Raw genomic sequence first — 24967 nt, 5'->3', positions numbered from 1 at the left:
GTTTGATATCTACCCGCGTAGAATTTCTGGCCAGGTAGGCTGAGGGGACCTGCGGGGGTCTGGGGAGCCCCCCGGAGAAACAGCCGCACCACACCACCACCGGGAGTGCCAGTGGCACGCGTCGTAGTCGACGTCATGCTCAAGCCCGAGATCCTCGACCCGCAGGGACAGGCGGTGCAGCGTGCACTGCCCCGTCTCGGCTTCGAGGGAATCGCGGACGTACGTCAGGGAAAGCGTTTCGAGCTGGAGGTCGAGGGGCCGGTCGATGATGCCGCCCTCGGTCGCATTCACGAGATGGCCGAGACGTTCCTCGCCAACACCGTCATCGAGGACTTCACCGTGAAGGTGGAGAAGGCCGAGGAGTCGAAGTGACTGCTCGTATCGGAGTCGTCACCTTTCCGGGCACGCTCGACGACCAGGACAGCCTGAGGGCCGTACGGGTCGCGGGCGCCGAACCCGTATCGCTGTGGCACCGCGACAAGGACCTGCACCAGGTCGACGCGGTCATCCTGGCGGGCGGCTTCTCCTACGGCGACTACCTGCGGGCCGGAGCCATCTCCCGGTTCTCGCCGGTCATGGAGACGATCATCGAGAACGCGCGGGCCGGCATGCCGGTCCTCGGCATCTGCAACGGCTTCCAGATCCTGACCGAGGCGCACCTGCTGCCCGGCGCGATGCTGCGCAACAACCACCTGCACTTCATCTGCCGCGACCAGAAGCTCCGCGTCGAGAACGCGGAGACCGCCTGGACCTCGGACTACTCCGCGGGCCAGGAGATCTCCGTACCGCTCAAGAACATGGACGGGCGCTACGTCGCCGACGAGCGCGTCCTCGACGAGCTTGAGGCGGAGGGCCGCGTCGCCTTCCGTTACCTGGACGTGAACCCCAACGGCTCGCTCCGCGACATCGCGGGCATCACCAACGCCGCGGGCAATGTCGTCGGTCTGATGCCGCACCCGGAGCACGCCGTCGAACCGCTGATCGGAACCGGTCGCACCGACGGCCTCGGTTTCTTCACCTCGATCATCAAGAAGCTGGTCAACGCATGAGCCTGGATACGGTCAAGCACGCGGCCGAGACCCCGGACGTCGAGCAGCCCTGGAAGGAGCTCGGCCTCAAGGAGGACGAGTACGCCCGGATCCGCGAGATCCTGGGCCGCCGTCCCACCGGCGCCGAGCTCGCCATGTACTCCGTGATGTGGTCCGAGCACTGCTCGTACAAGAGCAGCAAGGTCCACCTCAAGCAGTTCGGCGAGAAGGTCCCCGCCAACGACGCGATGCTCGTCGGCATCGGCGAGAACGCCGGTGTGGTCGACGTCGGTCAGGGTTACGCGGTCACCTTCAAGGTCGAGTCGCACAACCACCCCTCGTACATCGAGCCCTACCAGGGCGCGGCCACCGGCGTCGGCGGCATCGTCCGCGACATCCTCGCCATGGGTGCCCGTCCGGTCGCGGTCGTCGACCCGCTGCGGTTCGGCGCGGCCGACCACCCCGACACCAAGCGGGTCCTCCCGGGTGTCGTCGCGGGCATCGGCGGGTACGGCAACTGCCTCGGTCTGCCCAACATCGGCGGCGAGGTCGTCTTCGACGCCTGCTACCAGGGCAACCCGCTCGTCAACGCCGGCTGCATCGGCGTGATGAAGCACGAGGACATCCACCTGGCCCAGGCCTCCGGCCCCGGCAACAAGGTGATCCTGTACGGCGCCCGCACCGGCGGCGACGGCATCGGCGGAGTCTCGGTCCTGGCCTCGGAGACCTTCGAGTTGACCGGTCCGGCGAAGCGCCCGGCTGTCCAGGTCGGTGACCCGTTCCAGGAGAAGCTCCTCATCGAGTGCACCCTGGAGATCTTCGGCGAGAAGCTCGTCGCGGGCATCCAGGACCTCGGCGGCGCGGGTCTCTCCTGCGCCACCTCGGAGCTGGCCTCCGCCGGTTCCGGCGGTATGCGCGTCGAGCTGGACACCGTTCCGCTGCGTGACTCCTCCCTCTCGCCCGAGGAAATCCTCATGAGCGAGTCGCAGGAGCGCATGTGCGCGATTGTCGAGCCGCAGCACGTGGACCGCTTCCTGGAGATCTGCGAGAAGTGGGACGTCATCGCCACCGTCATCGGTGAGGTGACCGAGGGCTCGCAGCTGGAGATCTTCTGGCACGGCGAGCAGATCGTCGACGTGCCGCCGCGGTCCGTCGCCCACGAGGGCCCGACGTACCACCGCCCGTTCGCCCGCCCGTCCTGGCAGGACGCGCTCCAGGCCGACGACGCGAACAAGCTCGCCCGCCCGGCGAACGCCGCCGAGCTGCGCGAGCAGGTGCTGAAGCTGGTCGCCTCTCCGAACCAGGCCTCGAAGGCATGGATCACGGACCAGTACGACCGGTTCGTACAGGGCAACACCGTGCTCGCGATGCCCGAGGACGCCGGCATGGTCCGGATCGACGAGAAGTCGAACCTGGGCGTGGCCATGGCGACCGACGGCAACGGCCGGTACGCGAAGCTCGACCCGTACACGGGTGCGCAGCTCGCGCTGGCGGAGGCGTACCGCAATGTCGCCACCTCCGGCGCCAAGCCGCTCGCCATCTCGGACTGCCTGAACTTCGGATCGCCCGAGGACCCGGACGTCATGTGGCAGTTCGCCGAGGCCACCCGTGGTCTCGCGGACGGCTGCCTGGAGCTCGGCACCCCGGTCACCGGCGGCAATGTGTCGCTGTACAACCAGACCGGTGAGACGGCGATCCACCCGACGCCGGTCGTGGCCGTGCTCGGTGTGATCGACGACGTGACGCGGCGTACGCCGGTCGCCTTCAAGGAAGAGGGCCAGCTCCTCTACCTGCTCGGCGACACGCGTGAGGAGTTCGGCGGCTCGGCCTGGTCCGAGGTCGTCCACAACCACCTCGGCGGGCTGCCGCCCAAGGTCGACCTGGGCCGCGAGAAGCTGCTCGGCGAGATCCTGATCTCGGCGTCCCGCGACGGCATGGTCGACGCGGCGCACGACCTCTCCGACGGCGGTCTGATCCAGGCGGTCACCGAGTCCTGCCTCCGCGGCGGGAAGGGCGCCCGGCTGGTCGTGCCGGACGGTCTGGACGCGTTCACGTTCCTCTTCTCCGAGTCTGCGGGCCGCGCGGTCGTCTCGATTCCGCGCAGCGAGGAGCTCCGCTTCAACGACATGTGCGGGGCGCGGGGTCTGCCCGTCACCCGGATCGGTGTCGTGGACGGCGAGGAGATCGAGGTCCAGGGCGAGTTCAGCATCCCGCTGAGCGAGCTCCGCACGGCCCACGAGGCGACGATCCCCGGCCTGCTCGCCTGAGAGCCTGTCGGGTGACCTCTGATCGGGCGGCCACGCCCTGGCACGCAGGCTTCCGGCGTTGCCGGGATGCCTCCTGGTAGCTCCTTCCTCAAGTTCTCAGCTTCGTTCGAGCAGGGGAGACCCCGTCCGAGGCCGTCCCGGCGCCTTGGAATCGCACGCACCATGCCGCGTCCGCTCTCCGGTCGAAGGTCACCCGACAGGCTCTGAGCCGGACGCGCTGTTCCACTGCGTGACGCCGAAGCCCCCGCCCGGTCCGCCGGGCGGGGGCTTCGGCGTGGGGACACCCCGTAGGCTCGTTCCCATGCCGCCGTCCCAGAAGCGCGCCCGCCGCTACGACCTCGCCCGGACCCGCATCGCCGTACAGGCGCAGTTCGCCCATGTCCGCTCGGCGGTCAGCACGCTGACGCCCGATCAGCTCGCTCTGCCGACCCGGCTCGGGGAGTGGACGGTGCGGGAGCTGGCCGCCCATCTGACGATGGCGGTCTCGAACGTCTGCCGGAACCTGGAGCTGCCCGAGCCGCCCGGCGAGAAGCCCGAGGTCTCCCTGCTGGAGTGGCCGTCCTCGACTGCCGGGCGGGCCGGCCGGATCGCCGACGACACCACGGCACTCGCCGCGGACCGCCCCGACCTCGACGCGTTGTACGCGGAGGCCGCCGACCGGTTCGACGCGGTGGTGCCGGGCGTGGCCGAGAGCCGGCTGCTGCCGACCCGTGTCGGTGTGATGCGGCTGGGTGACTTCCTCGTCACCCGCACCGTCGAACTCGTCGTGCACACCGATGACCTGAACGCGGCGACCGGACTCGACATCCCGTACGACCGGCAGGCACTCGCCGCCTGCACCCGGCTGCTCGCCGACGCCCTCGCGGAGAAGGCGCCCGGCGGCTCGGTGGAGGTGCGCGTCCCGCCGTTCGCCGTCGTCCAGTGCGTCCGGGGCCCGAAACACACACGGGGTACGCCGCCCAACGTCGTCGAGACCGATCCGCTGACCTGGATCCGGCTCGCGACCGGGCGTACGCAGTGGCGGGCGGCGCTCGATGCGGCGAAGGTCAGTGCCGGCGGTGAGCGGGCCGATCTCGGCGATCTGCTGCCGCTGCTCGGCTGAGGGGAACCGGATCGGCCCTCCGTACCGTCACATGGCCATGCTGAGACAACGTATGGCTGTCAGCGCCGGCGTCCTGGCCCTTCTTGCCCTTGTCGGCTGCGGTACGAAGCAGGGCCACGGCGACGGTGCCGGCTCGGGGTCCGACGACCGTGGCTCCGTACGGACCGGCCCGGCCGTCACCGACGTCCACTGGAAGGCCGACTCGGTGACGGTCGGCGGCAGGAGGACCGCCGCCCCGGACGGCGCCCATGTCACGATCACGCCCGAAGGCAGGGCCCGCGGGAACTTCGGCTGCAACCACTTCTCCGCCGCGGTCAGGATGAACGGCGACGAGATCACCGTCGGCCGGGTCGTGTGGACCGCGATGGGCTGCAGGAACGACACCGGGCAGTTCGAAAGGGCCATGTCCCGCACCTTCAGGGGCACACTCACTGCTGCCGTGGCGGACAGGACCCTCACCCTGACCACGGCGAAGGGCGACGCCATCGCCTTCACCTCCGAGCCTTCCGCCCCGCTCATCGGCACCACCTGGACCGTCACCGCTCTGGTCTCCGGTTCGGTCGCCTCGTCGCTGCCCGCCGGGGCGGAGAAGAAGGCGCGGCCGACCTTCGGCAAGGACGGCTCGGTGCAGGGCGGCTCCGGCTGCAACCAGCTGCGCGGCACCGCGACGGTCGCCGGCTCCACCGTCGCGTTCGGCCGGATCGACACCACGAAGATGATGTGCCCGGACGCCGAGATGAAGGTGGAGCGCCCGCTGCTCGCGATCCTGCAAGGGAAGACGACGTACCGGATCGATCACCGCACGCTGACCCTCACCGCGGCGAACGGCGAGGGGTTCCGCGCGACGGCATCCGCACCCGGGAAGTGAGTCAGGACTCCGTCGGCTACGGCAGCAGACCGGCATAGAAGCCGCATACCGGCCCTCCGCGGCCCGCGTCCGGTGTGAGGCTCACCACGAAACGAGCGTTCGGCCAGCGCCTGGGGCGCCCCGCTCGGCGGACCCACCGAGCGCCACCACCGGGCCCGGCCCCCCGGGGGCACCCCGTGGCTTGAACTAGCTGGTAACCCGCCGGTAGGCCGGGCGTCAGCCGCCCTGTCGCGGATCCTGCCCCGCCTCCGCACCCCGCCGTCAGCCGAATTCCGTCACTGCCCGTGATCGCGCAAGCAGCGCCCGGAACGGCCCTTCGGGCCTCTTCCCCGGTGCTCCGGCGGGGTATCCCGAATTCGGACCAGTGGTCGATCTCGCCTACACTCGGTGGTGTGCCTCGTGGTGATGGACGACTCAACCACGACCTGCTCCCCGGAGAAAAGGGCCCCCAGGACGCTTGCGGCGTCTTCGGTGTCTGGGCTCCGGGCGAAGAGGTCGCCAAGCTCACCTATTTCGGACTGTATGCCCTGCAGCACCGTGGACAGGAGTCCGCGGGTATCGCAGTGAGCAACGGGTCCCAGATCCTGGTCTTCAAGGACATGGGACTGGTCTCGCAGGTCTTCGACGAAACGTCTCTGGGATCTCTCCAGGGCCATATCGCGGTCGGTCATGCCCGCTACTCCACCACCGGTGCCTCGGTGTGGGAGAACGCGCAACCGACGTTCCGTGCGACCGCGCACGGCTCGATCGCCCTGGGTCACAACGGCAATCTGGTCAATACGGCCCAGCTCGCCGAGATGGTCGCCGACCTTCCTCGCAAGGACGGCCGTGCCACCCAGGTCGCCGCGACGAACGACACCGATCTGGTGACCGCTCTGCTCGCCGGCCAGACCGACGACGACGGCAAGCCGCTCACCATCGAGGAAGCCGCCGCCGCGGTGCTTCCCGAGGTGAAGGGCGCCTTCTCGCTCGTCTTCATGGATGAGCACACCCTCTACGCAGCCCGTGACCCGCAGGGCATCCGCCCGCTGGTTCTCGGCCGGCTGGAGCGTGGCTGGGTGGTGGCCTCCGAGTCCGCCGCCCTCGACATCTGCGGCGCCAGCTTCGTCCGCGAGATCGAGCCGGGCGAGCTCGTCGCCATCGACGAGAACGGTCTGCGCACCTCGCGCTTCGCGGAAGCGAAGCCCAAGGGCTGTGTCTTCGAGTACGTCTATCTGGCCCGCCCCGACACCGACATCGCCGGACGGAACGTGTACCTCTCCCGTGTGGAGATGGGCCGCAGGCTGGCCGCCGAGGCCCCGGTCGAGGCGGATCTGGTCATAGCGACTCCGGAATCCGGCACGCCCGCCGCCATTGGTTACGCGGAAGCCAGCGGCATCCCGTTCGGCGCCGGTCTGGTCAAGAACGCGTACGTCGGCCGGACCTTCATCCAGCCTTCCCAGACCATTCGGCAGCTGGGCATCCGCCTCAAGCTGAACCCGCTCAAGGAAGTCATCAAGGGCAAGCGCCTGGTGGTCGTCGACGACTCGATCGTCCGTGGCAACACCCAGCGCGCACTCGTACGGATGCTCCGCGAGGCCGGTGCCGCCGAGATCCACATCCGGATCTCGTCCCCGCCGGTGAAGTGGCCCTGCTTCTTCGGCATCGACTTCGCGACCCGCGCGGAGCTGATCGCCAACGGCATGACGGTCGACGAGATCTCCACGTCGATGGGGGCCGACTCGCTCGCGTACATCTCGCTCGACGCGATGATCGAGGCGACCACGATCGCCAAGCCGAACCTGTGCCGCGCCTGCTTCGACGGTGAGTACCCGATGGAGCTTCCGGACCCGGAGCTGCTCGGCAAGCAGCTGCTGGAGACCGAGCTGGCGGCAGGCCCTGCGGCGACCGCCGCGGCCGACGCACTGCGTCGTCCGTGACCGGCCACGCGCACCAGCCCTGCCACCAGCCCCGAATTTCCACACGAAAGATCCCAGGCAATGTCTGAGACAACAGGTGCTTCCTACGCGGCAGCGGGCGTCGACATCGAGGCCGGCGACCGTGCCGTCGAGCTGATGAAGGAGTGGGTGAAGAAGACGCAGCGCGCTGAAGTCGCGGGCCTTGGCGGCCTGGGCGGATTCGCCGGCCTCTTCGACGCCTCGGCCCTCAAGCGCTACGAGCGTCCGCTGCTCGCCTCCGCCACTGACGGCGTCGGCACGAAGGTCGACCTCGCCCGCAAGATGGGCGTGTACGACACCATCGGCCACGACCTCGTCGGCATGGTCGTCGACGACCTGGTCGTCTGCGGCGCCGAGCCCCTCTTCATGACCGACTACATCTGCGTCGGCAAGGTGCACCCCGAGCGTGTCGCGTCCATCGTGAAGGGCATCGCCGAAGGCTGCGTGCTGGCCGGCTGTGCCCTGATCGGCGGCGAGACCGCCGAACACCCGGGCCTCCTCGGCCCCGACGACTTCGATGTCGCGGGCGCCGGTACGGGCGTGGTCGAGGCCGACCGGCTGCTCGGCCCGGACCGTATCCGTAAGGGTGACGCGGTCATCGCGATGGCGTCGTCCGGTCTTCACTCCAACGGGTACTCGCTCGTTCGCCACGTCTTCTTCGACCGGGCCGGCTGGGCACTGGACCGCGACGTCGAGGAGTTCGGCCGCACGCTCGGCGAGGAGCTCCTGGAGCCCACCAGGATCTACTCGCTGGACTGCCTGGCACTGACCCGTACGACCGAGGTGCACGGCTTCAGCCATGTCACCGGGGGCGGTCTCGCCAACAACCTGGCCCGGGTCGTCCCGGATACCCTGCACGCCACCGTCGACCGCTCCACGTGGACGCCCGGCGCGGTCTTCGACCTGGTCGGCAGGACCGGTCAGGTCGAGCAGCTGGAGCTGGAGAAGACGCTCAACATGGGCGTCGGCATGATCGCGATCGTCCCGGCGGAATCCGTGGATGCGGCGCTGACGACGCTGGCCGACCGCGGGGTCGACTCCTGGGTGGCCGGCGAGATCACGGACCGCGGTACGCACGGCTCGGGCGCCGAGCTGGTCGGCGCGTACGCGCGGTAGGACACGCGGCGGGGGCAGGGCGCACCGGTACCGTCCGGCGAGCGTCCTGCCCTTGGTCGAAGGGCAGGATCACGCTGCCGATCGGGACCCGAAAAACGCAACACAGAACCCGGTCCGGGCAGGCCCGGACCGGGTTGATGTGTCAGCGCGAGGTCAAGCGCCGCGGCGCTGTGACGACGGACCGGACTGATCGTCCTCGTCCTCGTCCTCGTCGTTGTACAGATCCGCGTACTGTGCGTACGGGTCATCTTCCTCGTCGTCGTCCTCGAACGGCTCTGCGTTCGGTGGTTGACTCGAAGGCGATGCGCCCAGCTCATTGGCCAGACGCGACAGGTCAGTCCCGCCGCTGCTGTACTTCAGCTGGCGGGCGACCTTTGTCTGCTTGGCCTTTGCCCGGCCGCGCCCCATGGCTCGACCCCCTCGGTGACGGGGCTCGACGGCCCCAGAGTCTTGACACGCGTTCATGTTTCAGGACGGACTCTCGGCAGAGAGACCGTGCCCGTAGGGCTTTAACGGTACCTGCTTCCGTGGCCATACGGTACGCCGCCCGCATCACACGCCCCGGAACAGGACCAACGAGAAGCCCCGTCCTCGCTGGTCAACTGCGATTTTAACCTCTTCTCGGCATGCGACCCGCCGACCGGCGTGAGTCTTGTCTCGCCGGTCGGCGGGTCAGTGGCCCGAGGAACGGTCGCGACGCCCGGTGAAGGCCCCGCGACCGTCGGCGACGAGCAGTCAGGGGCGCCGCGCCTCCGCCATCCGCTGTTCGGCGATCCGGTCGGCCGCGGCGGCCGGCGGGATACCGTCTGCCTTCGCACGTGCGAAGATGGCCAGCGTGGTGTCGAAGATCTTCGACGCCTTCGCCTTGCACCGGTCGAAGTCGAAGCCGTGCAGCTCGTCGGCGACCTGGATGACGCCGCCCGCGTTCACCACGTAGTCGGGGGCGTAGAGGATCGAACGGTCCGCGAGGTCCTTCTCGACGCCCGGGTGCGCCAGCTGGTTGTTGGCCGCGCCGCACACCACCCGGGCCGTGAGCACCGGGACGGTCTTGTCGTTCAGCGCACCGCCGAGCGCGCACGGGGCGTAGATGTCGAGACCTTCGGTGCGGATCAGCGCGTCGGTGTCCGCGGCGACGGCGACCTCGGGGTGGAGCTCGGTGATCCGGCGTACCGATTCCTCCCGGACGTCCGTGATCACGACCTCGGCGCCGTCCGACAGCAGGTGTTCGACGAGGTGGTGACCGACCTTGCCGACGCCCGCGACCGCCACTTTTCGGCCACGCAGCGTCGGGTCGCCCCAGAGGTGCTGGGCCGAGGCCCGCATGCCCTGGAAGACACCGAAAGCGGTGAGGACGGAGGAGTCGCCGGCGCCGCCGTTCTCCGGGGAGCGGCCGGTGGTCCACCGGCATTCGCGGGCGACGATGTCCATGTCGGCGACGTACGTGCCGACGTCGCAGGCGGTCACGTAGCGCCCGCCGAGCGAGGCCACGGCCCGGCCGTAGGCCAGCAGCAGTTCCTCGGTCTTGATCTTCTCGGGGTCGCCGATGATGACGGCCTTGCCGCCGCCGTGGTCGAGACCGGCCATGGCGTTCTTGTACGACATGCCGCGCGCCAGGTTCAGCGCATCCGCGACCGCCTCCTCCTCGGAGGCGTACGGATAGAAGCGGGTGCCGCCGAGGGCCGGGCCCAGGGCGGTGGAGTGGATGGCGATGACGGCCTTGAGGCCGCTGGCACGGTCCTGGCAGAGCACGACCTGCTCGTGTCCCCCCTGATCCGAGTGGAACAGGGTATGCAGGACGCCGTCGGTCACATCGGTCACGGTGGTGACTCCCAAGTACGAAGCGGCGGAAGACCCTCCTGGAGGTGGGGAGGGCCCGGACCGACCGGCACGGACGGTCCGATTGGGCACGAGCGTAAGTCCTACGGGGGCGTAGATCTGTTCCAGTGCCAAGGATCACCCCCCGGCGGAGTACGGGCGTGACACGATCTGGGACATGTCGGTGGTGTCTTCGGTGCTTGTCCCTTACGCGTCGTACCTCCGGGTGTACGAACCGCTGGCCGCCTTCCCGGAGCCGGAACGTGCCTACTGGGCCCGCTACGCGAGGCGCGACCGCATCCCCACGGCGCAGGACGAACTCCGGCGTTCGCTGGCCGACTTGGCGGCCACCCCGCCGGTCGGGGTGCCGGTGCACGAGAGCGGGGACGCGTTCGTCGCCGAGGTCGACGGAGTGGTGTGCGTCTGTCCGTGGCGGACCCGGCTGCGCGGCTGGCTGGCTCTGGAGGAGCTGGCGGAGATGTTCCCGGCCCCGGTGCTCGACGCGGTACTGCCGCCGGTGGTGCGCGGGCAGGCGCTCGCGGACCACGAGCAGTGGGCTGAGCGCAATCCGGACGCCCGGCCGTGGATCCGGACCGCGGTGTGGCAGGTACCGGTGCGCTGGTTCGTCCTCTTCTCGGACGAGGAACGGGAGCACACGGAGGCGGCCGAGGACGGGGGAGCGCCGGTGCTGCGCTACCGGACCCCGATGGTGCAGGCGCGCCGCCGGGTGGCCAGGTCGCTGAGGACGCTGCGGGAGACCGTCGACGAGGGGCCGCTGACCGAGGGCCTGGTGGACGTCGGCCGGTGGCTGGAGGAGTTCCATCCGCGCGCGCTGGTCGAGCTCGACTACGGCGGTCTGGTGCACGCGCTGTCGGCCGAGCAGCTCGCCGGGGACCGATCGGCCGCGGATGTCGCCGAGGGCATCGCGGCGTTGCGGGCCGGTGACACCGAAGGGGCGAGTGAGGCATACGGGCGGCTGGCGGAGCGCTGGCGGGCTGTGAGGGACCGTCAGTTCGCCAGCTGAGTCCGGCGGCGCGGGGCCGGGAACCGGCCTCCCTTGCGGCTCGTCCGTGTGATTCATGAGGGTGGTGAGGGCAAAGTGGCGGGAGCGTATTCGTGTGGTACCAGGACCTACGTCCCGAACCGGGCCTTTGCCTCAAGGGTGACGGATAGCACTAACGGGGCCCTTGCGCCCTTCCCTACTCCTCGTGCCAAAATAGGACAAGGAGTCCGGAGGGGGCTCCATCCGTCCAAGTGTGGGCGGAATGCTCAGCATTGCACGCTATGGGGGGTCTGACGACTCCTGATCGCTCTGTGACTGATCGTCACGGTGGTGTGACTGTCCGCTATGGCATGGTCCATCGGCTTCCGTCGCTGATGAACACCTGGGAGGGCAATTCCATCGGTTTGGCCGACGTGGCTGGGCGGATGGTGTAGTTGTAGTGCCGAGGACAAGCCGTTCGTCCTATAACCGACTCGGCCCGCGTCCGCCATTTCGGGCAACGCGGGTCAAGGTGCAGAATTTAGAGGAAAGAACCGAGATGGTTCGGTTCTCCCGAGGAGGCCGCTCATGACCGCTCGCACCCCTGATGCCGAGCCGCTGCTGACCCCGGCTGAGGTTGCCACGATGTTCCGCGTGGACCCGAAGACGGTCACCCGTTGGGCCAAGGCAGGCAAGCTCACGTCCATCCGCACGCTCGGTGGACATCGCCGGTACCGCGAGGCAGAGGTCCGCGCACTGCTTGCGGGTATTCCGCAGCAGCGCAGCGAGGCCTGACACACCCCTGTCGCCGCGCCACAACCGGGCTGCCCGGGTCCCCCAACCCGCGTTCGCCCACCCATAGCTCCACACGACGGGCGCCTGCCCCAACGGGCGCCATACCTGTGCAATAGGGGTACGTCGTTCGATCGCGCTGGACTCCGCCGGGTCCAGCGCGATCTTTTTTGTGCCCGCGGAGCGGGCGGCCGACCGGGACGCCGGCTTCGCGCGGAGTGCTGTGCGGGCGCATCCGACCCTGACGGGCGGGTCCTCCGGGAGGTCGCCCGGGGCCCATGGGCCGCCCTTCGGCCTCCCCGCGGAAGCATCCATCGGAGGGTGCAATTGCACATATTAAATTCGCCAGTTGTAGGAAGGGTGTAAAGTCACCCTTTCTCAAAACTCATTCAGTGACACCCGTCACATCGTCCAGGTCTTGCCAAGGTCGAGCCTGCCACTGCCGGGAGGTGGATGTCCTCGCCATTGGTCGCGTGGCGGCAGGGCTTTCGTCCTCGGCCCTCTCGGCGCGTCTCTGTTCTTCGGGGGCGGCCACGAGGGCGGCGAACGTCGCGGCCTCCTGAACGGCCGCTGGAGCCCCGCCGGGCAGCGCGGGTGGTTCGGTGGGCGGGGTGGCCGGGGAGGCCGTCACGGGCTCCAGGGCGAGCGCCAGGAGTCGATGGCAGATCGGGCAGTGCCGGGTGAGATGCCGATAGCCGGAAGCGGCCGCCAGATGGGCGCGCAGCAGCGCGCGTGTCTCGTGCCTCCCCGTGGACGCCGCCATCCGCGCCACCTCCCGGTGGACCGCGCCGCCCCGCGCCGAGGAACAGGGGCGGCCCCTGCTGTCTGAGTACCCGTCGGCAGTTGCCGGAGTCAAGACACGCGAAAGCCCGGATCCAGAAGGATCCGGGCTTTCGTTACTGCGGTCCTGACGGGATTTGAACCCGCGGCCTCCACCTTGACAGGGTGGCGAGCACTCCAAACTGCTCCACAGGACCAGGTTTTCGCGGCTGCCTTGCGGCTGGCTGCGAAACCAGACTGTACAGGAGTTTGGCCGCTCCGGTCGACTTCACTCCTGGTGATGGCTCCATCACACCCCCGGCAGTGCCCCGGTCACGGAGCCGCGGCGTCGATCGCCTTCACGATCCGCTTGTCCGAGACGGGATACGCGGTGCCCAGGGCGTGCGCGAAATAGCTGACCCGGAGCTCCTCGATCATCCAGCGGATCTCCAGGACCTCCTGCGGAACGGGCCTGCCCCGCGGCATCTGTTCGAGCAGCCAGGCGTACTCGTCCTGCATCTCGTGGACCTTCTCCATGCGCGTGGTGTCGCGCTGGACGGCCGTCGGCATCTGCTGGAGCCGGCGGTCCGCGGCGACCAGGTAGCGCATCAGATCGGGCAGCCTGCGCAGCCCGGTCTTCGTGACGAAGCCGGGCGGTACGAGGGCCGCGAGCTGGTTCCGTACATCGGTGACGTTGTTGACCAGGACCAGGCTGTTGGTGGCCTTCAGGCGCCGCTCGCAGGACTGCCAGGCGGCCAGCACCTGCTGCACCTGGGCGACGGTGTGCTCGGTCAGCGCGACGAGGTCGGCGCGGACCTTGTCGTACAGCTTCCGGAACGACTCCTCGTCCCAGGCCGGCCCGCCGTGGGCGCCGATCAGCCGGTCCGCGGCCGCGGTCGCGCAGTCCTCGAACAGCGCCTGGATGGAGCCGTGCGGATTGCGGGACAGAGCAAGCTTCTGCTGGTTCGTCAGCTTGTCCGAGGCGAACTTCGCCGGGTTCACCGGGATGTTCAGCAGGATCAGCTTCCGGGTGCCGCGCCACATCGCCTGCTGCTGCTCGGCCTCGGTGTCGAAGAGCCGTACGGCCACGGTGCCTGCCGCGGCTCCCTCCTGGTCGACCAGGGCCGGGTACGCCTTGACCGGCTGGCCGGCCCGGCGGGTCTCGAAGACCCGGTCCAGCGTGCCGATCGTCCAGCCCGTGAGCCCCGAACGCTCGATGGACTCGCCCGAGGGGCCCGCAGTCGCCGCAGCGGCCTCGGAGAGGGCCTGACGGGCCTTGGGGCGCAGCTGGAGCTTCAGCGCTTCCAGGTCCTTGTCCTCGGCCACCCTGCGGCGCCGCTCGTCGACGATCCGGAACGTGATCTTGAGGTGGTCCGGGATCCGGGAGAGACCGAAGTCGTCGGCGGAGACCGGCACCCCGACCATCCGCTGGAGCTCACGCGCGAGTGTGACCGGCAACGGCTCCTGCAGGGGCACCGCCCGGTCCAGGAACGTGCCCGCGTAGTTCGGCGCGGGGACGTAGTGCCGGCGGATCGGCTTGGGCAGGGAGCGGATCAGCTCGGTGACCACTTCCTCGCGCAGGCCGGGGATCTGCCAGTCGAAGCCCTCGGCGGTGACCTGGTTGAGCACCTGGAGCGGGACATGGACGGTCACACCGTCCGCGTCCGCGCCGGGCTCGAACTGGTACGTCACCTTGAACTTGAGCTTCCCCTGCCGCCAGGAGTCCGGGTAGTCGTCCTTGGTGACGGCCCCGGCCTTCTCGTTGATGAGCATCGAGCGCTCGAAGTCGAGCGCGTCCGGCTCGTCGCGGCGCTTGTGCTTCCACCAGGAGTCGAAGTGCGCGCCGGAGACGACATGCTCCGGGATCCGCTGGTCGTAGAAGTCGAAGAGGGTCTCGTCGTCCACGAGGATGTCGCGGCGGCGCGCCCGGTGCTCCAACTCCTCCACCTCGCCGAGGAGTTTGCGGTTGTCATGGAAGAACTGGTGGTGGGTCCGCCAGTCGCCCTCGACCAGTGCGTTCCGGATGAAGAGATCGCGGGATGTCTCGGCGTCGATACGGCCGAAATTGATCTTGCGCTGGGCGACGATCGGTACGCCGTACAGCGTGACCCGCTCGTAGGCCATCACCGCCGCCTGGTCCTTCTCCCAGTGCGGCTCGCTGTAGGTGCGCTTCAGCAGATGCTGGGCCAGCGGTTCGATCCACTCCGGCTCGACCCTGGCATTGACCCGCGCCCACAGCCGGGACGTCTCGACCAGTTCGGCCGACATCACGAACCGCGGCTGCTTCTTGAAGAGCGCCGACCCTGGGAAGACCGCGAACTTGGCGCTGCGCGCGCCCAGGTACTCGTTCTTCTCGGTGTCCTTCAGTCCGATGTGCGACAGCAGCCCGGCCAGCAGCGAGGTGTGCACCGCCTGCTCCGGCGCGGCCAGGTCCGCCGAGGGCTCCTCGAGATGCATACCCATCTGCTTGGCGACCGTACGCAGCTGCGCATAGATGTCCTGCCATTCGCGGATGCGCAGGAAGTTCAGATACTCCTGCTTGCACATCCGGCGGAAGCTGGACGAGCCACGCTCCTTCTGCTGCTCGCGGATGTACCGCCACAGATTCAGGAACGCCAGGAAGTCCGACGTCTCGTCCTTGAAGCGGGCGTGCTGCTGATCGGCCTGCGTCTGGTTGTCCGAGGGCCGCTCGCGCGGGTCCTGGATGGAGAGCGCGGCAGCGATCACCATGACCTCGCGCGTGCAGCCGTTGCGGTCGGCCTCGATGACCATGCGGGCGAGGCGCGGGTCGACGGGCAGCTGCGAGAGCTTGCGCCCCAGCGGCGTCAGCCGTTGCCCCTTCTTCCCCTCCTGGGGGGACTTGTCCTCCAGGTCAAGAGCGCCGAGCTCCTGGAGCAGCTGCACACCGTCGCGGATGTTGCGGTGGTCCGGCGGGTCGATGAAGGGGAACTTCTCGATGTCGCCGAGGCCGGCCGCGGTCATCTGGAGGATGACGGACGCCAGATTCGTACGGAGGATCTCCGCGTCCGTGAACTCCGGGCGGGTCAGGAAGTCGTCCTCGGAGTACAGCCGGATGCAGATGCCGTCCGACGTACGGCCGCAGCGGCCCTTGCGCTGGTTGGCGCTGGCCTGCGAGATCCGCTCGATCGGCAGCCGCTGGACCTTGGTGCGATGGCTGTAGCGGGAGATGCGGGCGTTGCCAGGGTCGATCACGTACTTGATACCGGGGACGGTCAGCGAGGTCTCGGCGACGTTCGTCGCCAGAACGATCCTGCGGCCGGTGTGGCGCTGGAACACCCGGTGCTGCTCGGCGTGCGACAGGCGCGCGTAGAGGGGGAGCACCTCGGTGTGGCGGAGGTTCTTCTTGTTCAGGGCGTCCGCGGTGTCGCGGATCTCGCGCTCGCCGGAGAGGAAGACCAGCACGTCGCCGGGGCCCTCCGCCTGGAGCTCGTCGACGGCGTCGCAGATCGCGGTGATCTGGTCGCGGTCGGAGTCCTCGCCCTCTTCCTCCAGGAGCGGCCGATAGCGCACCTCGACCGGATACGTACGCCCGCTGACCTCGACGATCGGCGCATCGCCGAAGTGCCGGGCGAAGCGCTCCGGGTCGATGGTCGCCGAGGTGATGACGACCTTCAGATCGGGGCGCTTGGGCAGCAGCCGGGCCAGATAGCCCAGCAGGAAGTCGATGTTCAGCGACCGCTCGTGGGCCTCGTCGATGATGATCGTGTCGTACGCGAGCAGTTCGCGGTCCGTCTGGATCTCGGCCAGCAGGATGCCGTCCGTCATCAGCTTCAGATACGTCGCGTCCGGGTTCACCTGGTCGGTGAAGCGGACCTTCCAGCCGACCGCCTCGCCGAGCGGGGTCTTCAGCTCGTCGGCGACGCGCTCGGCGACCGTACGGGCCGCGATCCGGCGCGGCTGGGTGTGCCCGATCATGCCCCGGACGCCGCGCCCCAGCTCCATGCAGATCTTCGGGATCTGCGTGGTCTTGCCGGAGCCGGTCTCACCGGCGACGATCACGACCTGGTGGTCGCGTATCGCCTCCAGGATCTCGTCCCTCTTCTGGCTGACCGGAAGCTCTTCCGGGTACGAGAGAGCGGGCATCCGCTCGGCGCGCCCCGCGAGCCGCTCGGCTGCCTTCCAGGCCTGGCCGGCGATCTCGTCCAGCACGGCCTGCCGGGCCTCGGGTTTACGGATCCGGCGTGCGCCTTCGAGGCGGCGGCCGAGCCGGTGCGCGTCGCGGAGCGAGACGTCCCCGAGCTGGGACTGGAGATCGGCAAAGGAAGTAGACATACGGCTCCCAGGATCGCACCCGGGCCCGAGGAACGGCGAACCTATTTCGCGCGGTCTGCGTCACGGTCGCGGTGACTGCGGGGCGGCCTCTGATCACAGCACGTACCATTTCGGGCAACTGATCTTCGTACCGCAGTGGAAAGGCCGTCGCCCGTGTCCCGTACGCAGTGGTGCTGCCTGGTGGCGGTGCTCGCGGTCGCGCTGGGGCTGTTCTGCGGGCCCGCCACGGCGGTGACGGCGGCGACCGCGTCCGGGGAATCCGGCGCCGCCGCGGCCGCCGATGGCCTGAGCGTGCCCGGCTGCGGCAACGGCATGAAGCACGACGGCACCGAGCCCGGCGTCCCGGTCCGGGCCGGTGCCGCGCACGACCAGGCGCCCGGTCTCGCCGAGTGGGGGCTGAGCGCTGTTCCCGGGCGGGGGCCCGAGAAGCCGCGCGTGCGCGTCGGGCTCCGTGGGCCGGAGCCCGCCACGCCCTCCCCGGTGGAACTCTCCGTACTGCGGGTTTAGGGGGTGCCCGTCACCCGGTTGTCCCCCTTTCCCCTCCCGCACCACGAGCACGGAGTCTCGCCATGCCCACGCCCAGAACCTCCTCGTCCAGGAAGCCGCTGCTCTACGGCACCGGTGTCGTCCTCGCCGCCGCGCTGCTCGGCTTCGTCTCCTACCGCGCCACCGCCCCCGCCGACCACTCCGGCTCCTCCTCCTCGACCGCGGCCGGCGATGTCACGGCCGACCCGGACGCCGGCGTCTTCCCGGAACTGGCGAGGCTGGCCCGCCGCGACCCCGGCGACGGGCTCGCGCAGGGCCGGGTCGACGCGCCCGTGGTCCTCATCGAGTACGCCGACTTCAAGTGCGGCTACTGCGGCAAGTTCGCCCGGGACGCCGAACCCGCCCTGGTGAAGAAGTACGTCGACAACGGCACCCTGCGCATCGAGTGGCGCAACTTCCCGATCTTCGGCGCAGAATCCGAGGCCGTCGCGCGGGCCGCCTGGGCCGCCGGGCAGCAGGGCCGCTTCTGGCAGTTCCACGCCGCCGCCTACACCGAAGGGGCCAAGGAGAAGGGCTTCGGCAAGGACCGGCTGAAGGCGCTCGCCCGGGAGGCGGGGGTGCGGGACCTCGGCCGGTTCGTACGCGACGCGGACGGTGCGGCAGCTTCCGGCGCGGTGAGCAAGGACCAGGCGGAGGGGTACGGGATCGGCGCGAGCTCCACCCCGTCCTTCCTGATCAACGGCCGCCCGCTGGCCGGAGCGCAGCCGGTGGAGGTCTTCGAGCAGGTCATCCAGGCGGCGGCCGACAAGGCGGCCAACACCAAGGACGCCAAGGACACCAAGGACGCGAACGGCTCCAAGGGCTCCGGTGACTCCTCCGGGGGCGCCGACAAGTGACGCCGGACATCGGCTACTTCGCTGCTTTCCTCGGCGGGCTGCTGGCCCTGGTCAGCCCCTGCAGCGCCCTGTTGCTGCCCGCCTTCTTCGCCTACTCCATCGACTCGGCCTCGCGACTGCTGGCCAGGACCGGCATCTTCTACGTGGGTCTGGCCACCACCCTCGTGCCGCTCGGCGCCGCGGGCTCGTACGCCGGACGGCTCTTCTACAGCCACCGCGACCAGCTGGTCCTCGGCGCCGGCTGGCTGATCATCGCGCTCGGAGTGGCCCAGATCGTGGGCCTCGGCTTCGCCTCGCGCCGGATCACGGCCCTCAGCGGGCGGATCCGGCCGACGACCGCCCTGTCCGTCTACGCCCTCGGCGCCGTCTACGGGCTGGCCGGGTTCTGCGCCGGACCGATCCTCGGCGGCGTCCTGACGGTGGCGGCTGTCAGCGGCAGCCCGGTCTACGGCGGACTGCTGCTCGCCGTCTACGCCCTGGGCATGGCGGTCCCGCTGTTCCTGCTGGCGCTGGTCTGGGAGCGCTTCGACCTCGGGCGCCGCGCCTGGCTGCGCGGCCGCGCTTTTCGGCTCGGCCCCTTCGAACTGCACACCACCACTGCGCTGTCGGGGTTGTTCTTCATCGGGCTGGGCGCACTGTTCCTGGCTTTCGACGGGACGACGGCGCTGCCCGGACTGCTGGACGTGGACGATTCGTTCGCCGTCGAGCAGTGGGCGCAGCGGATCGGCGAGCAGGTGCCGGACGCGGCCGCGCTGGTGGCGGTGGTGGCAGTGGTGCTGCTGGTGCTCGGGGTGCGGGCCCGGCGCCGCCGGGATGCGAACTCTGCGGAGCGGGAGGAGGCCTGACACGGCGAAAGCCCCGTCCGGCGGACGGGGCTTTCGGGTGGTGGCTGGGGCCGGGATCGAACCGGCGACCTATCGCTTTTCAGGCGATCGCTCGTACCAACTGAGCTACCCAGCCACGCAGCGCTTACGAGCTGCAGCGGTCCTGACGGGATTTGAACCCGCGGCCTCCACCTTGACAGGGTGGCGAGCACTCCAAACTGCTCCACAGGACCAAGCTGTTGTGCGACTAAGTGTCGCACAAGGTGGTGCGTGCCCCCAACGGGATTCGAACCCGTGCTACCGCCTTGAAAGGGCGGCGTCCTGGGCCACTAGACGATGAGGGCAGAACTGCTGGTGTCGCTACTTCTGCGTCTATCGCCCCCCGAAGAGGACGTGAGAAGCATGTGACTCCGCTTCCCCCCAAGAGGTTCCGCTTCTTCTTCGACCTCTGGGGTCTCGGAACGGTCAAGTCCTGACCGGCGCCCTTGGGCACGTCGGAGACTGTACTACGGCGTTTCGGTGTCAGCCAAACCGAATAGGCGAAGGGGTCGCTCCGGGTGGGTTCCCCTCCGGCAAATGGCGGCTGACCTCGGCCGTTGCCAGGCCGAGCCCGCCGAGCGTGATCTCGTCCCAGGCCTGCAGACGGCGAGTCGCGCGGTCCAGGTAGAGCACCGAGGCGCGCACCTTCTCCGGCTTCCTGTTCTGTACGGCGCGCAGGCCGCCGCCGCCCGTGGAGCCTTCGACCTTGAGCCGGGTGCCGAGTGCCATCAGTTCGTTCTGCCGGTGGTGCACATGGCCGGCGAGGACCAGCGGCACCGTGCCGTCCGTCTCGCGGGCCGCTTCCGGTTCATGGGCGACGGCGATGTCGACGGGGGTGCCGGCCTGTTCCTGGCTGCGGAGCGCGGAGGCGAGTCGCATGCCCGCCATCCGCTCGGCGGCCGCTCCCTGGGCGGGGAGCGAGCGGTCAGGGGTGAACTGGGGGTCCCCGATGCCCGCCACCCGCAGTCCGCCGACGTCCACGGCCCGGCCGTCGTCCAGCACATGCACGTTCGTGAACCGCTCCAGATACCGCTGGGTGATCCGGGAGTCGTGGTTGCCGCGGACCCAGACGTAGGGCGCGCCCAGGTCGCGGATCGGGTCCAGGAAGCCGTTCTCGACGGCGGCGCCGTGGTCCATCGTGTCGCCCGAGTCGATGATCACGTCGATGTCGTACTGCTCGACCAGTGAGCCGATGATCTGCCAGGCCGCGGGGTTGAGGTGGATGTCGGAGATGTGCAGGACACGGAGGGTGGCGGGGTCCGGGCGGTAGACGGGGAGGGTCGATGTGGCGTCGTACAGCCTGGTCACATTGGTCACCAGCCGGGCAAGTTCCCGTTGGTAGACGTCGAAGTCGGTGACGATCGAGCGGGCGTCGCCGACCACCGAGGGGGCGCTGGAGAGCAGCCCGGAGAACCTGGGTTCCAGGACGGACTCCGGATTCCAGGTGGCGTACGCGCTGACCCCCGACGCGGCCAGCAGTGCGAGTGCGAGACCACCGGCGGCCAGCGCGCGACGCGGGCGGCGGTAGACGGCGAGACCGAGCGCGGTCGCACCGGAGACGACGGCGACGCAGGAGCGTACGGCGAGCTCGCGGGTGCCGGTGGAGACGTCCGCGGTGATCTCCTGCTGGAGTCCGGAGAGCCGCTCGGGGTGCTGGACCAGGGCCCCGGAGCGCACCGGGTCCAGCCGGTCGACCTGGACGTCGAGGCGGACCGGGGCGATGTGGGAGTCCAGTTCCAGGGCGCCGAGCGGGGCCACATTGATCTTCGTGCCGCCGCTGAGGGAGGGGCGCAGGGCCATCGTGGTGTCCATGGGGCCGACGGGCGTACGGACACTGCCGACGACCAGCAGCCCCAGCCAGGCACCGAACACGACCACGGCGATCAGACCCAGCGCGCGCCCACAGGGGTGCGGTGTGGCGGCGAGGGTGCTGCTGGGTGCGGTGGGGCGGGAGCGGTGGTGGTGGCGGATGCGGGCGACTGCGGCGCGGAACGGGTCGCGGGCCATGGGGCGCGTATGCCCGGGTTCGGGGGCGGCCATGCGGGGGGCGCGGGATGGTGGGCAGAGCGGGGGTGGCGGTCCGGGGCCGGTCGGGCGGGGGTTCACAGCTGCTGGGCAAGCACATCGTTGTGGCGAACGTGGGCACGATGGGGTGAACGGCGCGACGAGCTGGGGGTTATGCCTGGCGGGGTGTGCGTAGCGTTCTCGGTGCGCTCCGGGACGCCGGGTGTGGCGTCAGCAGTCGGGGCCCCCGTGTCACCGGAGTGATGGTTCGGGGTCTCCCCGTCGTCTCCGGCCACACCCATATGGCCGGGTCGTAGGGATTCCGCCCGCCCGGGACGGACCGTATACGGGATGTGCGTCGCCGACCGGGACGCGAAAGCGGACCAGTGCGCCCAGGACCGTTCGGGGCGTACCGGTGAGCCGGGACTCACTCCTGCCCACCGCCCAGGAACGGTACGTGACAATGACGGTGTGCTGGAGATGACGCGCGAAGAGTTCGAGGAACTGGTCGCCGAGGCCCTGGACCGGATTCCGCCGGAGCTGACGCGGCTGATGGACAACGTCGCGGTGTTTGTCGAGGACGAACCGGAGCCCGGCGATCCGGAGCTGCTCGGGCTGTACGAGGGCACGCCACTGACCGATCGCGGCGAGTGGTACGCCGGCGTGCTGCCGGACCGGATCACGATCTACCGCGGGCCGACGCTGCGGATGTGCGAGTCGCGCGAGGACGTGGTGGCCGAGACGGAAATCACGGTCGTTCATGAGATCGCCCACCACTTCGGCATCGACGACGAGCGGCTTCACGCGCTCGGTTACGGCTGAGTGCGCCGGGGGAGAGCGGGCGGCGAAGGGGCCGGTGACGCGCGGGGCGTGTCCCATTCGGGGGAACGGGAGTTGGACACAGCGTCCCCTCCCGTCCGTTCCCGCCCTTCTTCGTCCCCGCCTCCCGGAGGTGCCCCCGTGCGCCAGTTGCCCGCCCCTGCCCGATGGGCAGCCGTCACCGCAGTGACGATTGCCGCGTCCACCGGCTGCATGAGCATCAGCGGCGACGGCGAGAAGCCGGCCCCGTCGAGGTCTGCCGAGCACAGGGGCTCGTCGAACGAACCGGACGGCTCCACGGCGGCGGGTACCGGACGGGCCCGTACCGGGGGTGGCGCGCAGGCACACTCCGACCGGGAGGCCGCCGAATCGCCGAGCCCGCGTGCGTCGGCGGGTGCCCCGGCCGGACCCGGTGGCACGCACGCGGGCGTGGGGTCCGGTGCTCCGTTGCCGACCCGGGGCGGGCATCTGCCGGTGCCGTCCCCGCCGGGAGGCGGGGGGTCGCAGCAGCCGGGGCCGTCCGCGGATCCGTCGGGGACCTCCGGGCCGTCCGCGCCGGTCACCCCGGAGCCGTCGGGCTCACCCGATCCGGAACCCTCGGGTCCGCCTCCGGTGCCCTCCGCGTCTCCGGCCGCTCAGCTCCGCAGCAACGCGATGAGTGCGGCGGCCGGCGTGGAGGCGCTTCGGACTCCCGAGGTATCGCCGCAGGTGGGGCCGGTGTAGCGGGTGCGCCGGAGCGTGTGGTTTGCGCAATGTGGGTGAGAGTGCGTATGGTGGCAGATCGTTTGATCCCATTGCCCGGCGCCGACACAGAAGAGCGCCGTGTGGCGCGTACTCTCCCTTGCCGTGGCTGGACCGCATTGAGGCGGTCGAAATTGCGAATCACGGAGTTATGGGCGCGTGCCGAGACTCCGGAAGGTTTCGCATTTCGCATGTCCAATTTCAACTCTGACAACACCGTCATGCCCGAGAACGACGAGATTGTCACCGAAGCCGAGGCCGTAGTGGCCGAGGCCGCCGAGGTGTCCGAGACGGTCGAGACGGCCGAGTCCGTCGACTTCACCGACGCCACCACCGACGCCGAGCCGACCATCACCTTCGCCGACCTGGGCCTGCCCGAGGGCATCGTCCGCAAGCTCGCGCAGAACGGTGTGACCGCGCCCTTCCCGATCCAGGCCGCGACCATTCCGGACGCGCTGGCCGGCAAGGACATCCTGGGCCGCGGCCGTACCGGCTCCGGCAAGACGCTCTCCTTCGGTCTGCCGACCCTGGCCACGCTGGCCGGCGGTCACACCGAGAAGAAGAAGCCCCGCGCGGTCATCCTCACCCCGACCCGTGAGCTCGCGATGCAGGTCGCGGATGCGCTGCAGCCCTACGGGGACGTGCTCGGCCTGAAGATGAAGGTCGTCTGCGGCGGTACGTCGATGGGCAACCAGATCTACGCGCTGGAGCGCGGTGTCGACGTCCTCGTCGCCACCCCGGGCCGACTGCGCGACATCATCAACCGGGGCGCCTGCTCCCTGGAGAACGTCCAGGTCGCCGTCCTCGACGAGGCCGACCAGATGTCCGACCTGGGCTTCCTGCCCGAGGTCACCGAGCTGCTCGACCAGGTTCCGGTCGGCGGTCAGCGCATGCTCTTCTCCGCCACCATGGAGAACGAGATCGGCACGCTGGTCAAGCGCTACCTGAGCAACCCGGTGAGCCACGAGGTCGACAGCGCCCAGGGCAACGTCACGACCATGACGCACCACGTCCTCGTCGTGAAGCCGAAGGACAAGGCGCCGGTCACCTCCGCCATCGCCGCCCGCAAGGGCCGCACGATCATCTTCGTCCGCACCCAGCTGGGCGCCGACCGCATCGCCGAGCAGCTCGTCGAGGCGGGCGTGAAGGCGGACGCGCTGCACGGCGGCATGACGCAGGGTGCCCGTACCCGCGTGCTCGCCGACTTCAAGGACGGTTACGTCAACGCGCTCGTCGCGACCGACGTCGCCGCCCGCGGTATCCACGTCGACGGCATCGACCTGGTGCTGAACGTGGACCCCGCCGGTGACCACAAGGACTACCTGCACCGTTCGGGCCGTACCGCCCGTGCCGGCAAGTCCGGTGTCGTCGTCTCCCTGGCGCTGCCCCACCAGCGTCGCCAGATCTTCCGCCTGATGGAGGACGCGGGCGTCGACGCCTCGCGCCACATCGTCGGCGGCGCGGGCGCCTTCGACCCGGAGGTCGCCGAGATCACCGGCGCCCGTTCGCTGACCGAGGTCCAGGCCGACTCCGCGAACAACGCCGCCAAGCAGGCGGAGCGCGAGGTCGCCGACCTGACCAAGCAGCTGGAGCGCGTCCAGCGCCGCGCCGGTGAGCTCCGTGAGGAGGCCGACCGCCTGGTCGCCCGTGCCGCGCGCGAGCGGGGCGACGACCCCGAGGCAGCAGTCGCCGAGGTCGCCGCCGAGGCGGAGGCCGCGATCGAGGCCGCCGTCTCCGTACCGGAGCAGCCCACGGCGCGCGAGCGCGACGACCGTCGCGACGACCGCGGCAACTTCGACCGCCGCGACAACCGCGGTGGCGACCGCCGGGACGACCGGGGCGGCGACCGCGGTGGGTACCGCGGCGGCGACCGCGGTGGTGACCGTGGTGGTTTCCAGCGTCGTGACGACCGTTCGTCGGGTGGTTTCCGTCGTGACAACGACCGTCCGTCGTTCAACCGTGACCGCGGCGGCGACCGCGGTGGTGACCGTGGTGGTTTCCAGCGTCGTGACGACCGCCCGTCGGGTGGTTTCCGCCGTGACAACGACCGTCCGTCCTTCAACCGCGACAACGACCGCCCGTCGTTCAACCGCGACCGTCGTGACGACCGCGGTGGTGACCGTGGTGGTTTCCAGCGTCGTGACGACCGCCCGTCGGGTGGTTTCCGCCGTGACAACGACCGTCCGTCCTTCAACCGCG

General features: G+C 69.7%; 19 protein-coding genes and 4 tRNA genes. 14 read left to right on the top strand and 9 right to left on the bottom strand.

Annotated elements, in window-relative coordinates; genetic code table 11:
- Nucleotides 1-111 precede the first annotated feature (111 nt).
- The 7 genes from purS to purM all read left to right on the top strand — a co-directional run bounded on the left by purS (nucleotide 112) and on the right by purM (nucleotide 8318).
- On the top strand, nucleotides 112-372 hold the full coding sequence (purS, locus tag AB0I23_RS14290) for a phosphoribosylformylglycinamidine synthase subunit PurS (protein ID WP_037695153.1): 261 nt from the start codon (nucleotides 112-114) through the stop codon (nucleotides 370-372).
- Nucleotides 369-1049 (top strand): phosphoribosylformylglycinamidine synthase subunit PurQ, encoded by a 681-nt coding sequence (gene purQ, locus AB0I23_RS14285; protein ID WP_359109504.1) that lies wholly within the window; start codon nucleotides 369-371, stop codon nucleotides 1047-1049. Before purS ends, purQ begins: the two co-directional genes overlap by 4 nt.
- A complete protein-coding gene (gene purL / locus AB0I23_RS14280; RefSeq protein WP_359109503.1) occupies nucleotides 1046-3295 on the top strand; it encodes a phosphoribosylformylglycinamidine synthase subunit PurL in 2250 nt (749 codons plus the stop codon). The genes purQ and purL overlap by 4 nt, the downstream gene beginning before the upstream one ends.
- A gap of 301 nt (nucleotides 3296-3596) precedes the next feature.
- Entirely contained in the window at nucleotides 3597-4397 is an 801-nt protein-coding gene (locus tag AB0I23_RS14275; protein WP_359109502.1) for a maleylpyruvate isomerase family mycothiol-dependent enzyme, read from the top strand.
- A gap of 52 nt (nucleotides 4398-4449) precedes the next feature.
- Nucleotides 4450-5265: an META domain-containing protein gene (locus tag AB0I23_RS14270; RefSeq protein ID WP_359109501.1), complete on the top strand. Its 816-nt coding sequence runs from the start codon at nucleotides 4450-4452 to the stop codon at nucleotides 5263-5265.
- A 392-nt stretch (nucleotides 5266-5657) separates the two neighbouring features.
- Nucleotides 5658-7184 (top strand): amidophosphoribosyltransferase, encoded by a 1527-nt coding sequence (gene purF / locus AB0I23_RS14265; RefSeq protein ID WP_359109500.1) that lies wholly within the window; start codon nucleotides 5658-5660, stop codon nucleotides 7182-7184.
- A 60-nt stretch (nucleotides 7185-7244) separates the two neighbouring features.
- Entirely contained in the window at nucleotides 7245-8318 is a 1074-nt protein-coding gene (purM, locus tag AB0I23_RS14260; RefSeq protein WP_359109499.1) for a phosphoribosylformylglycinamidine cyclo-ligase, read from the top strand.
- A gap of 153 nt (nucleotides 8319-8471) precedes the next feature.
- Here the strand turns inward: purM and AB0I23_RS14255 are convergent, their stop codons facing one another.
- Together AB0I23_RS14255 and AB0I23_RS14250 are read right to left on the bottom strand one after the other, a co-directional pair.
- Nucleotides 8472-8726 carry a DUF3073 domain-containing protein gene (locus tag AB0I23_RS14255; protein WP_073722084.1) on the bottom strand — a complete coding sequence of 85 codons (255 nt, stop codon included), beginning with the start codon at nucleotides 8724-8726 and terminating at the stop codon, nucleotides 8472-8474.
- 327 nt (nucleotides 8727-9053) lie between these two features.
- Nucleotides 9054-10136, bottom strand: coding sequence for a Leu/Phe/Val dehydrogenase (locus tag AB0I23_RS14250; protein ID WP_359109498.1), 1083 nt, complete (start codon nucleotides 10134-10136; stop codon nucleotides 9054-9056).
- Nucleotides 10137-10311: 175 nt separating this feature from the next.
- On the opposite strand from AB0I23_RS14250, the gene AB0I23_RS14245 reads away from it, so the two are divergent.
- Both AB0I23_RS14245 and bldC read left to right on the top strand, forming a co-directional pair.
- On the top strand, nucleotides 10312-11157 hold the full coding sequence (locus AB0I23_RS14245; RefSeq protein ID WP_359109497.1) for a hypothetical protein: 846 nt from the start codon (nucleotides 10312-10314) through the stop codon (nucleotides 11155-11157).
- A 546-nt stretch (nucleotides 11158-11703) separates the two neighbouring features.
- Nucleotides 11704-11910 carry a developmental transcriptional regulator BldC gene (bldC, locus tag AB0I23_RS14240; RefSeq protein WP_003949541.1) on the top strand — a complete coding sequence of 69 codons (207 nt, stop codon included), beginning with the start codon at nucleotides 11704-11706 and terminating at the stop codon, nucleotides 11908-11910.
- A gap of 382 nt (nucleotides 11911-12292) precedes the next feature.
- On the opposite strand, the gene AB0I23_RS14235 is transcribed toward bldC, so the two are convergent.
- The 3 genes from AB0I23_RS14235 to hrpA form a co-directional block, all read right to left on the bottom strand.
- The gene (locus AB0I23_RS14235) at nucleotides 12293-12670 is read right to left on the bottom strand and encodes a DUF6274 family protein (RefSeq protein WP_359109496.1); all 378 of its coding nucleotides are present in this window, start codon (nucleotides 12668-12670) and stop codon (nucleotides 12293-12295) included.
- Nucleotides 12671-12809: 139 nt separating this feature from the next.
- Nucleotides 12810-12884 (bottom strand) — tRNA-Asp (locus tag AB0I23_RS14230).
- 115 nt (nucleotides 12885-12999) lie between these two features.
- Complete coding sequence (hrpA, locus tag AB0I23_RS14225; protein ID WP_359109495.1) at nucleotides 13000-16959, bottom strand: ATP-dependent RNA helicase HrpA; 3960 nt, start codon at nucleotides 16957-16959, stop codon at nucleotides 13000-13002.
- 153 nt (nucleotides 16960-17112) lie between these two features.
- Between hrpA and AB0I23_RS14220 the strand changes: the two genes are divergently transcribed.
- The 3 genes from AB0I23_RS14220 (at nucleotide 17113) to AB0I23_RS14210 (ending at nucleotide 19186) form a co-directional block, all read left to right on the top strand.
- Nucleotides 17113-17466, top strand: coding sequence for a hypothetical protein (locus AB0I23_RS14220; protein ID WP_359109494.1), 354 nt, complete (start codon nucleotides 17113-17115; stop codon nucleotides 17464-17466).
- Between the two features lie 62 nt (nucleotides 17467-17528).
- Complete coding sequence (locus AB0I23_RS14215; RefSeq protein WP_359109493.1) at nucleotides 17529-18341, top strand: DsbA family protein; 813 nt, start codon at nucleotides 17529-17531, stop codon at nucleotides 18339-18341.
- On the top strand, nucleotides 18338-19186 hold the full coding sequence (locus AB0I23_RS14210) for a cytochrome c biogenesis CcdA family protein (RefSeq protein WP_359109491.1): 849 nt from the start codon (nucleotides 18338-18340) through the stop codon (nucleotides 19184-19186). Before AB0I23_RS14215 ends, AB0I23_RS14210 begins: the two co-directional genes overlap by 4 nt.
- 38 nt (nucleotides 19187-19224) lie before the next feature.
- On the opposite strand, the gene AB0I23_RS14205 is transcribed toward AB0I23_RS14210, so the two are convergent.
- The 4 genes from AB0I23_RS14205 to AB0I23_RS14190 all read right to left on the bottom strand — a co-directional run bounded on the left by AB0I23_RS14205 (nucleotide 19225) and on the right by AB0I23_RS14190 (nucleotide 21211).
- Nucleotides 19225-19301 (bottom strand) — tRNA-Phe (locus AB0I23_RS14205).
- A 22-nt stretch (nucleotides 19302-19323) separates the two neighbouring features.
- Nucleotides 19324-19398 (bottom strand) — tRNA-Asp (locus tag AB0I23_RS14200).
- 38 nt (nucleotides 19399-19436) lie between these two features.
- Nucleotides 19437-19509 (bottom strand) — tRNA-Glu (locus AB0I23_RS14195).
- A 178-nt stretch (nucleotides 19510-19687) separates the two neighbouring features.
- Nucleotides 19688-21211, bottom strand: coding sequence for a metallophosphoesterase family protein (locus AB0I23_RS14190; RefSeq protein ID WP_359109649.1), 1524 nt, complete (start codon nucleotides 21209-21211; stop codon nucleotides 19688-19690).
- Nucleotides 21212-21679: 468 nt separating this feature from the next.
- On the opposite strand from AB0I23_RS14190, the gene AB0I23_RS14185 reads away from it, so the two are divergent.
- Both AB0I23_RS14185 and AB0I23_RS14180 read left to right on the top strand, forming a co-directional pair.
- Nucleotides 21680-22030: a metallopeptidase family protein gene (locus AB0I23_RS14185; RefSeq protein WP_359109490.1), complete on the top strand. Its 351-nt coding sequence runs from the start codon at nucleotides 21680-21682 to the stop codon at nucleotides 22028-22030.
- Between the two features lie 929 nt (nucleotides 22031-22959).
- Nucleotides 22960-24967: DEAD/DEAH box helicase (locus AB0I23_RS14180; protein ID WP_359109489.1), on the top strand; the 2008-nt coding region annotated here is incomplete at its 3' end.

The organism is Streptomyces atratus (assembly GCF_040655115.1).
GTDB lineage: Bacteria > Actinomycetota > Actinomycetes > Streptomycetales > Streptomycetaceae > Streptomyces > Streptomyces atratus_D.
This window is presented reverse-complemented; position numbering and strand designations above follow the sequence as displayed.

Excerpts from the sequence above, each read along its gene's own strand:
- AB0I23_RS14235 (WP_359109496.1), bottom strand. The coding sequence starts at position 12,670 with ATGGCGGCGTCCACGGGGAGGCACGAGACACGCGCGCTGCTGCGCGCC.
- purM (WP_359109499.1), top strand. The coding sequence starts at position 7,245 with ATGTCTGAGACAACAGGTGCTTCCTACGCGGCAGCGGGCGTCGACATC.
- AB0I23_RS14215 (WP_359109493.1), top strand. The coding sequence starts at position 17,529 with ATGCCCACGCCCAGAACCTCCTCGTCCAGGAAGCCGCTGCTCTACGGC.
- hrpA (WP_359109495.1), bottom strand. The coding sequence starts at position 16,959 with ATGTCTACTTCCTTTGCCGATCTCCAGTCCCAGCTCGGGGACGTCTCG.
- AB0I23_RS14275 (WP_359109502.1), top strand. The coding sequence starts at position 3,597 with ATGCCGCCGTCCCAGAAGCGCGCCCGCCGCTACGACCTCGCCCGGACC.
- purL (WP_359109503.1), top strand. The coding sequence starts at position 1,046 with ATGAGCCTGGATACGGTCAAGCACGCGGCCGAGACCCCGGACGTCGAG.
- bldC (WP_003949541.1), top strand. The coding sequence starts at position 11,704 with ATGACCGCTCGCACCCCTGATGCCGAGCCGCTGCTGACCCCGGCTGAG.
- AB0I23_RS14190 (WP_359109649.1), bottom strand. The coding sequence starts at position 21,211 with ATGGCCCGCGACCCGTTCCGCGCCGCAGTCGCCCGCATCCGCCACCAC.
- AB0I23_RS14270 (WP_359109501.1), top strand. The coding sequence starts at position 4,450 with ATGGCTGTCAGCGCCGGCGTCCTGGCCCTTCTTGCCCTTGTCGGCTGC.
- AB0I23_RS14245 (WP_359109497.1), top strand. The coding sequence starts at position 10,312 with ATGTCGGTGGTGTCTTCGGTGCTTGTCCCTTACGCGTCGTACCTCCGG.
- AB0I23_RS14255 (WP_073722084.1), bottom strand. The coding sequence starts at position 8,726 with ATGGGGCGCGGCCGGGCAAAGGCCAAGCAGACAAAGGTCGCCCGCCAG.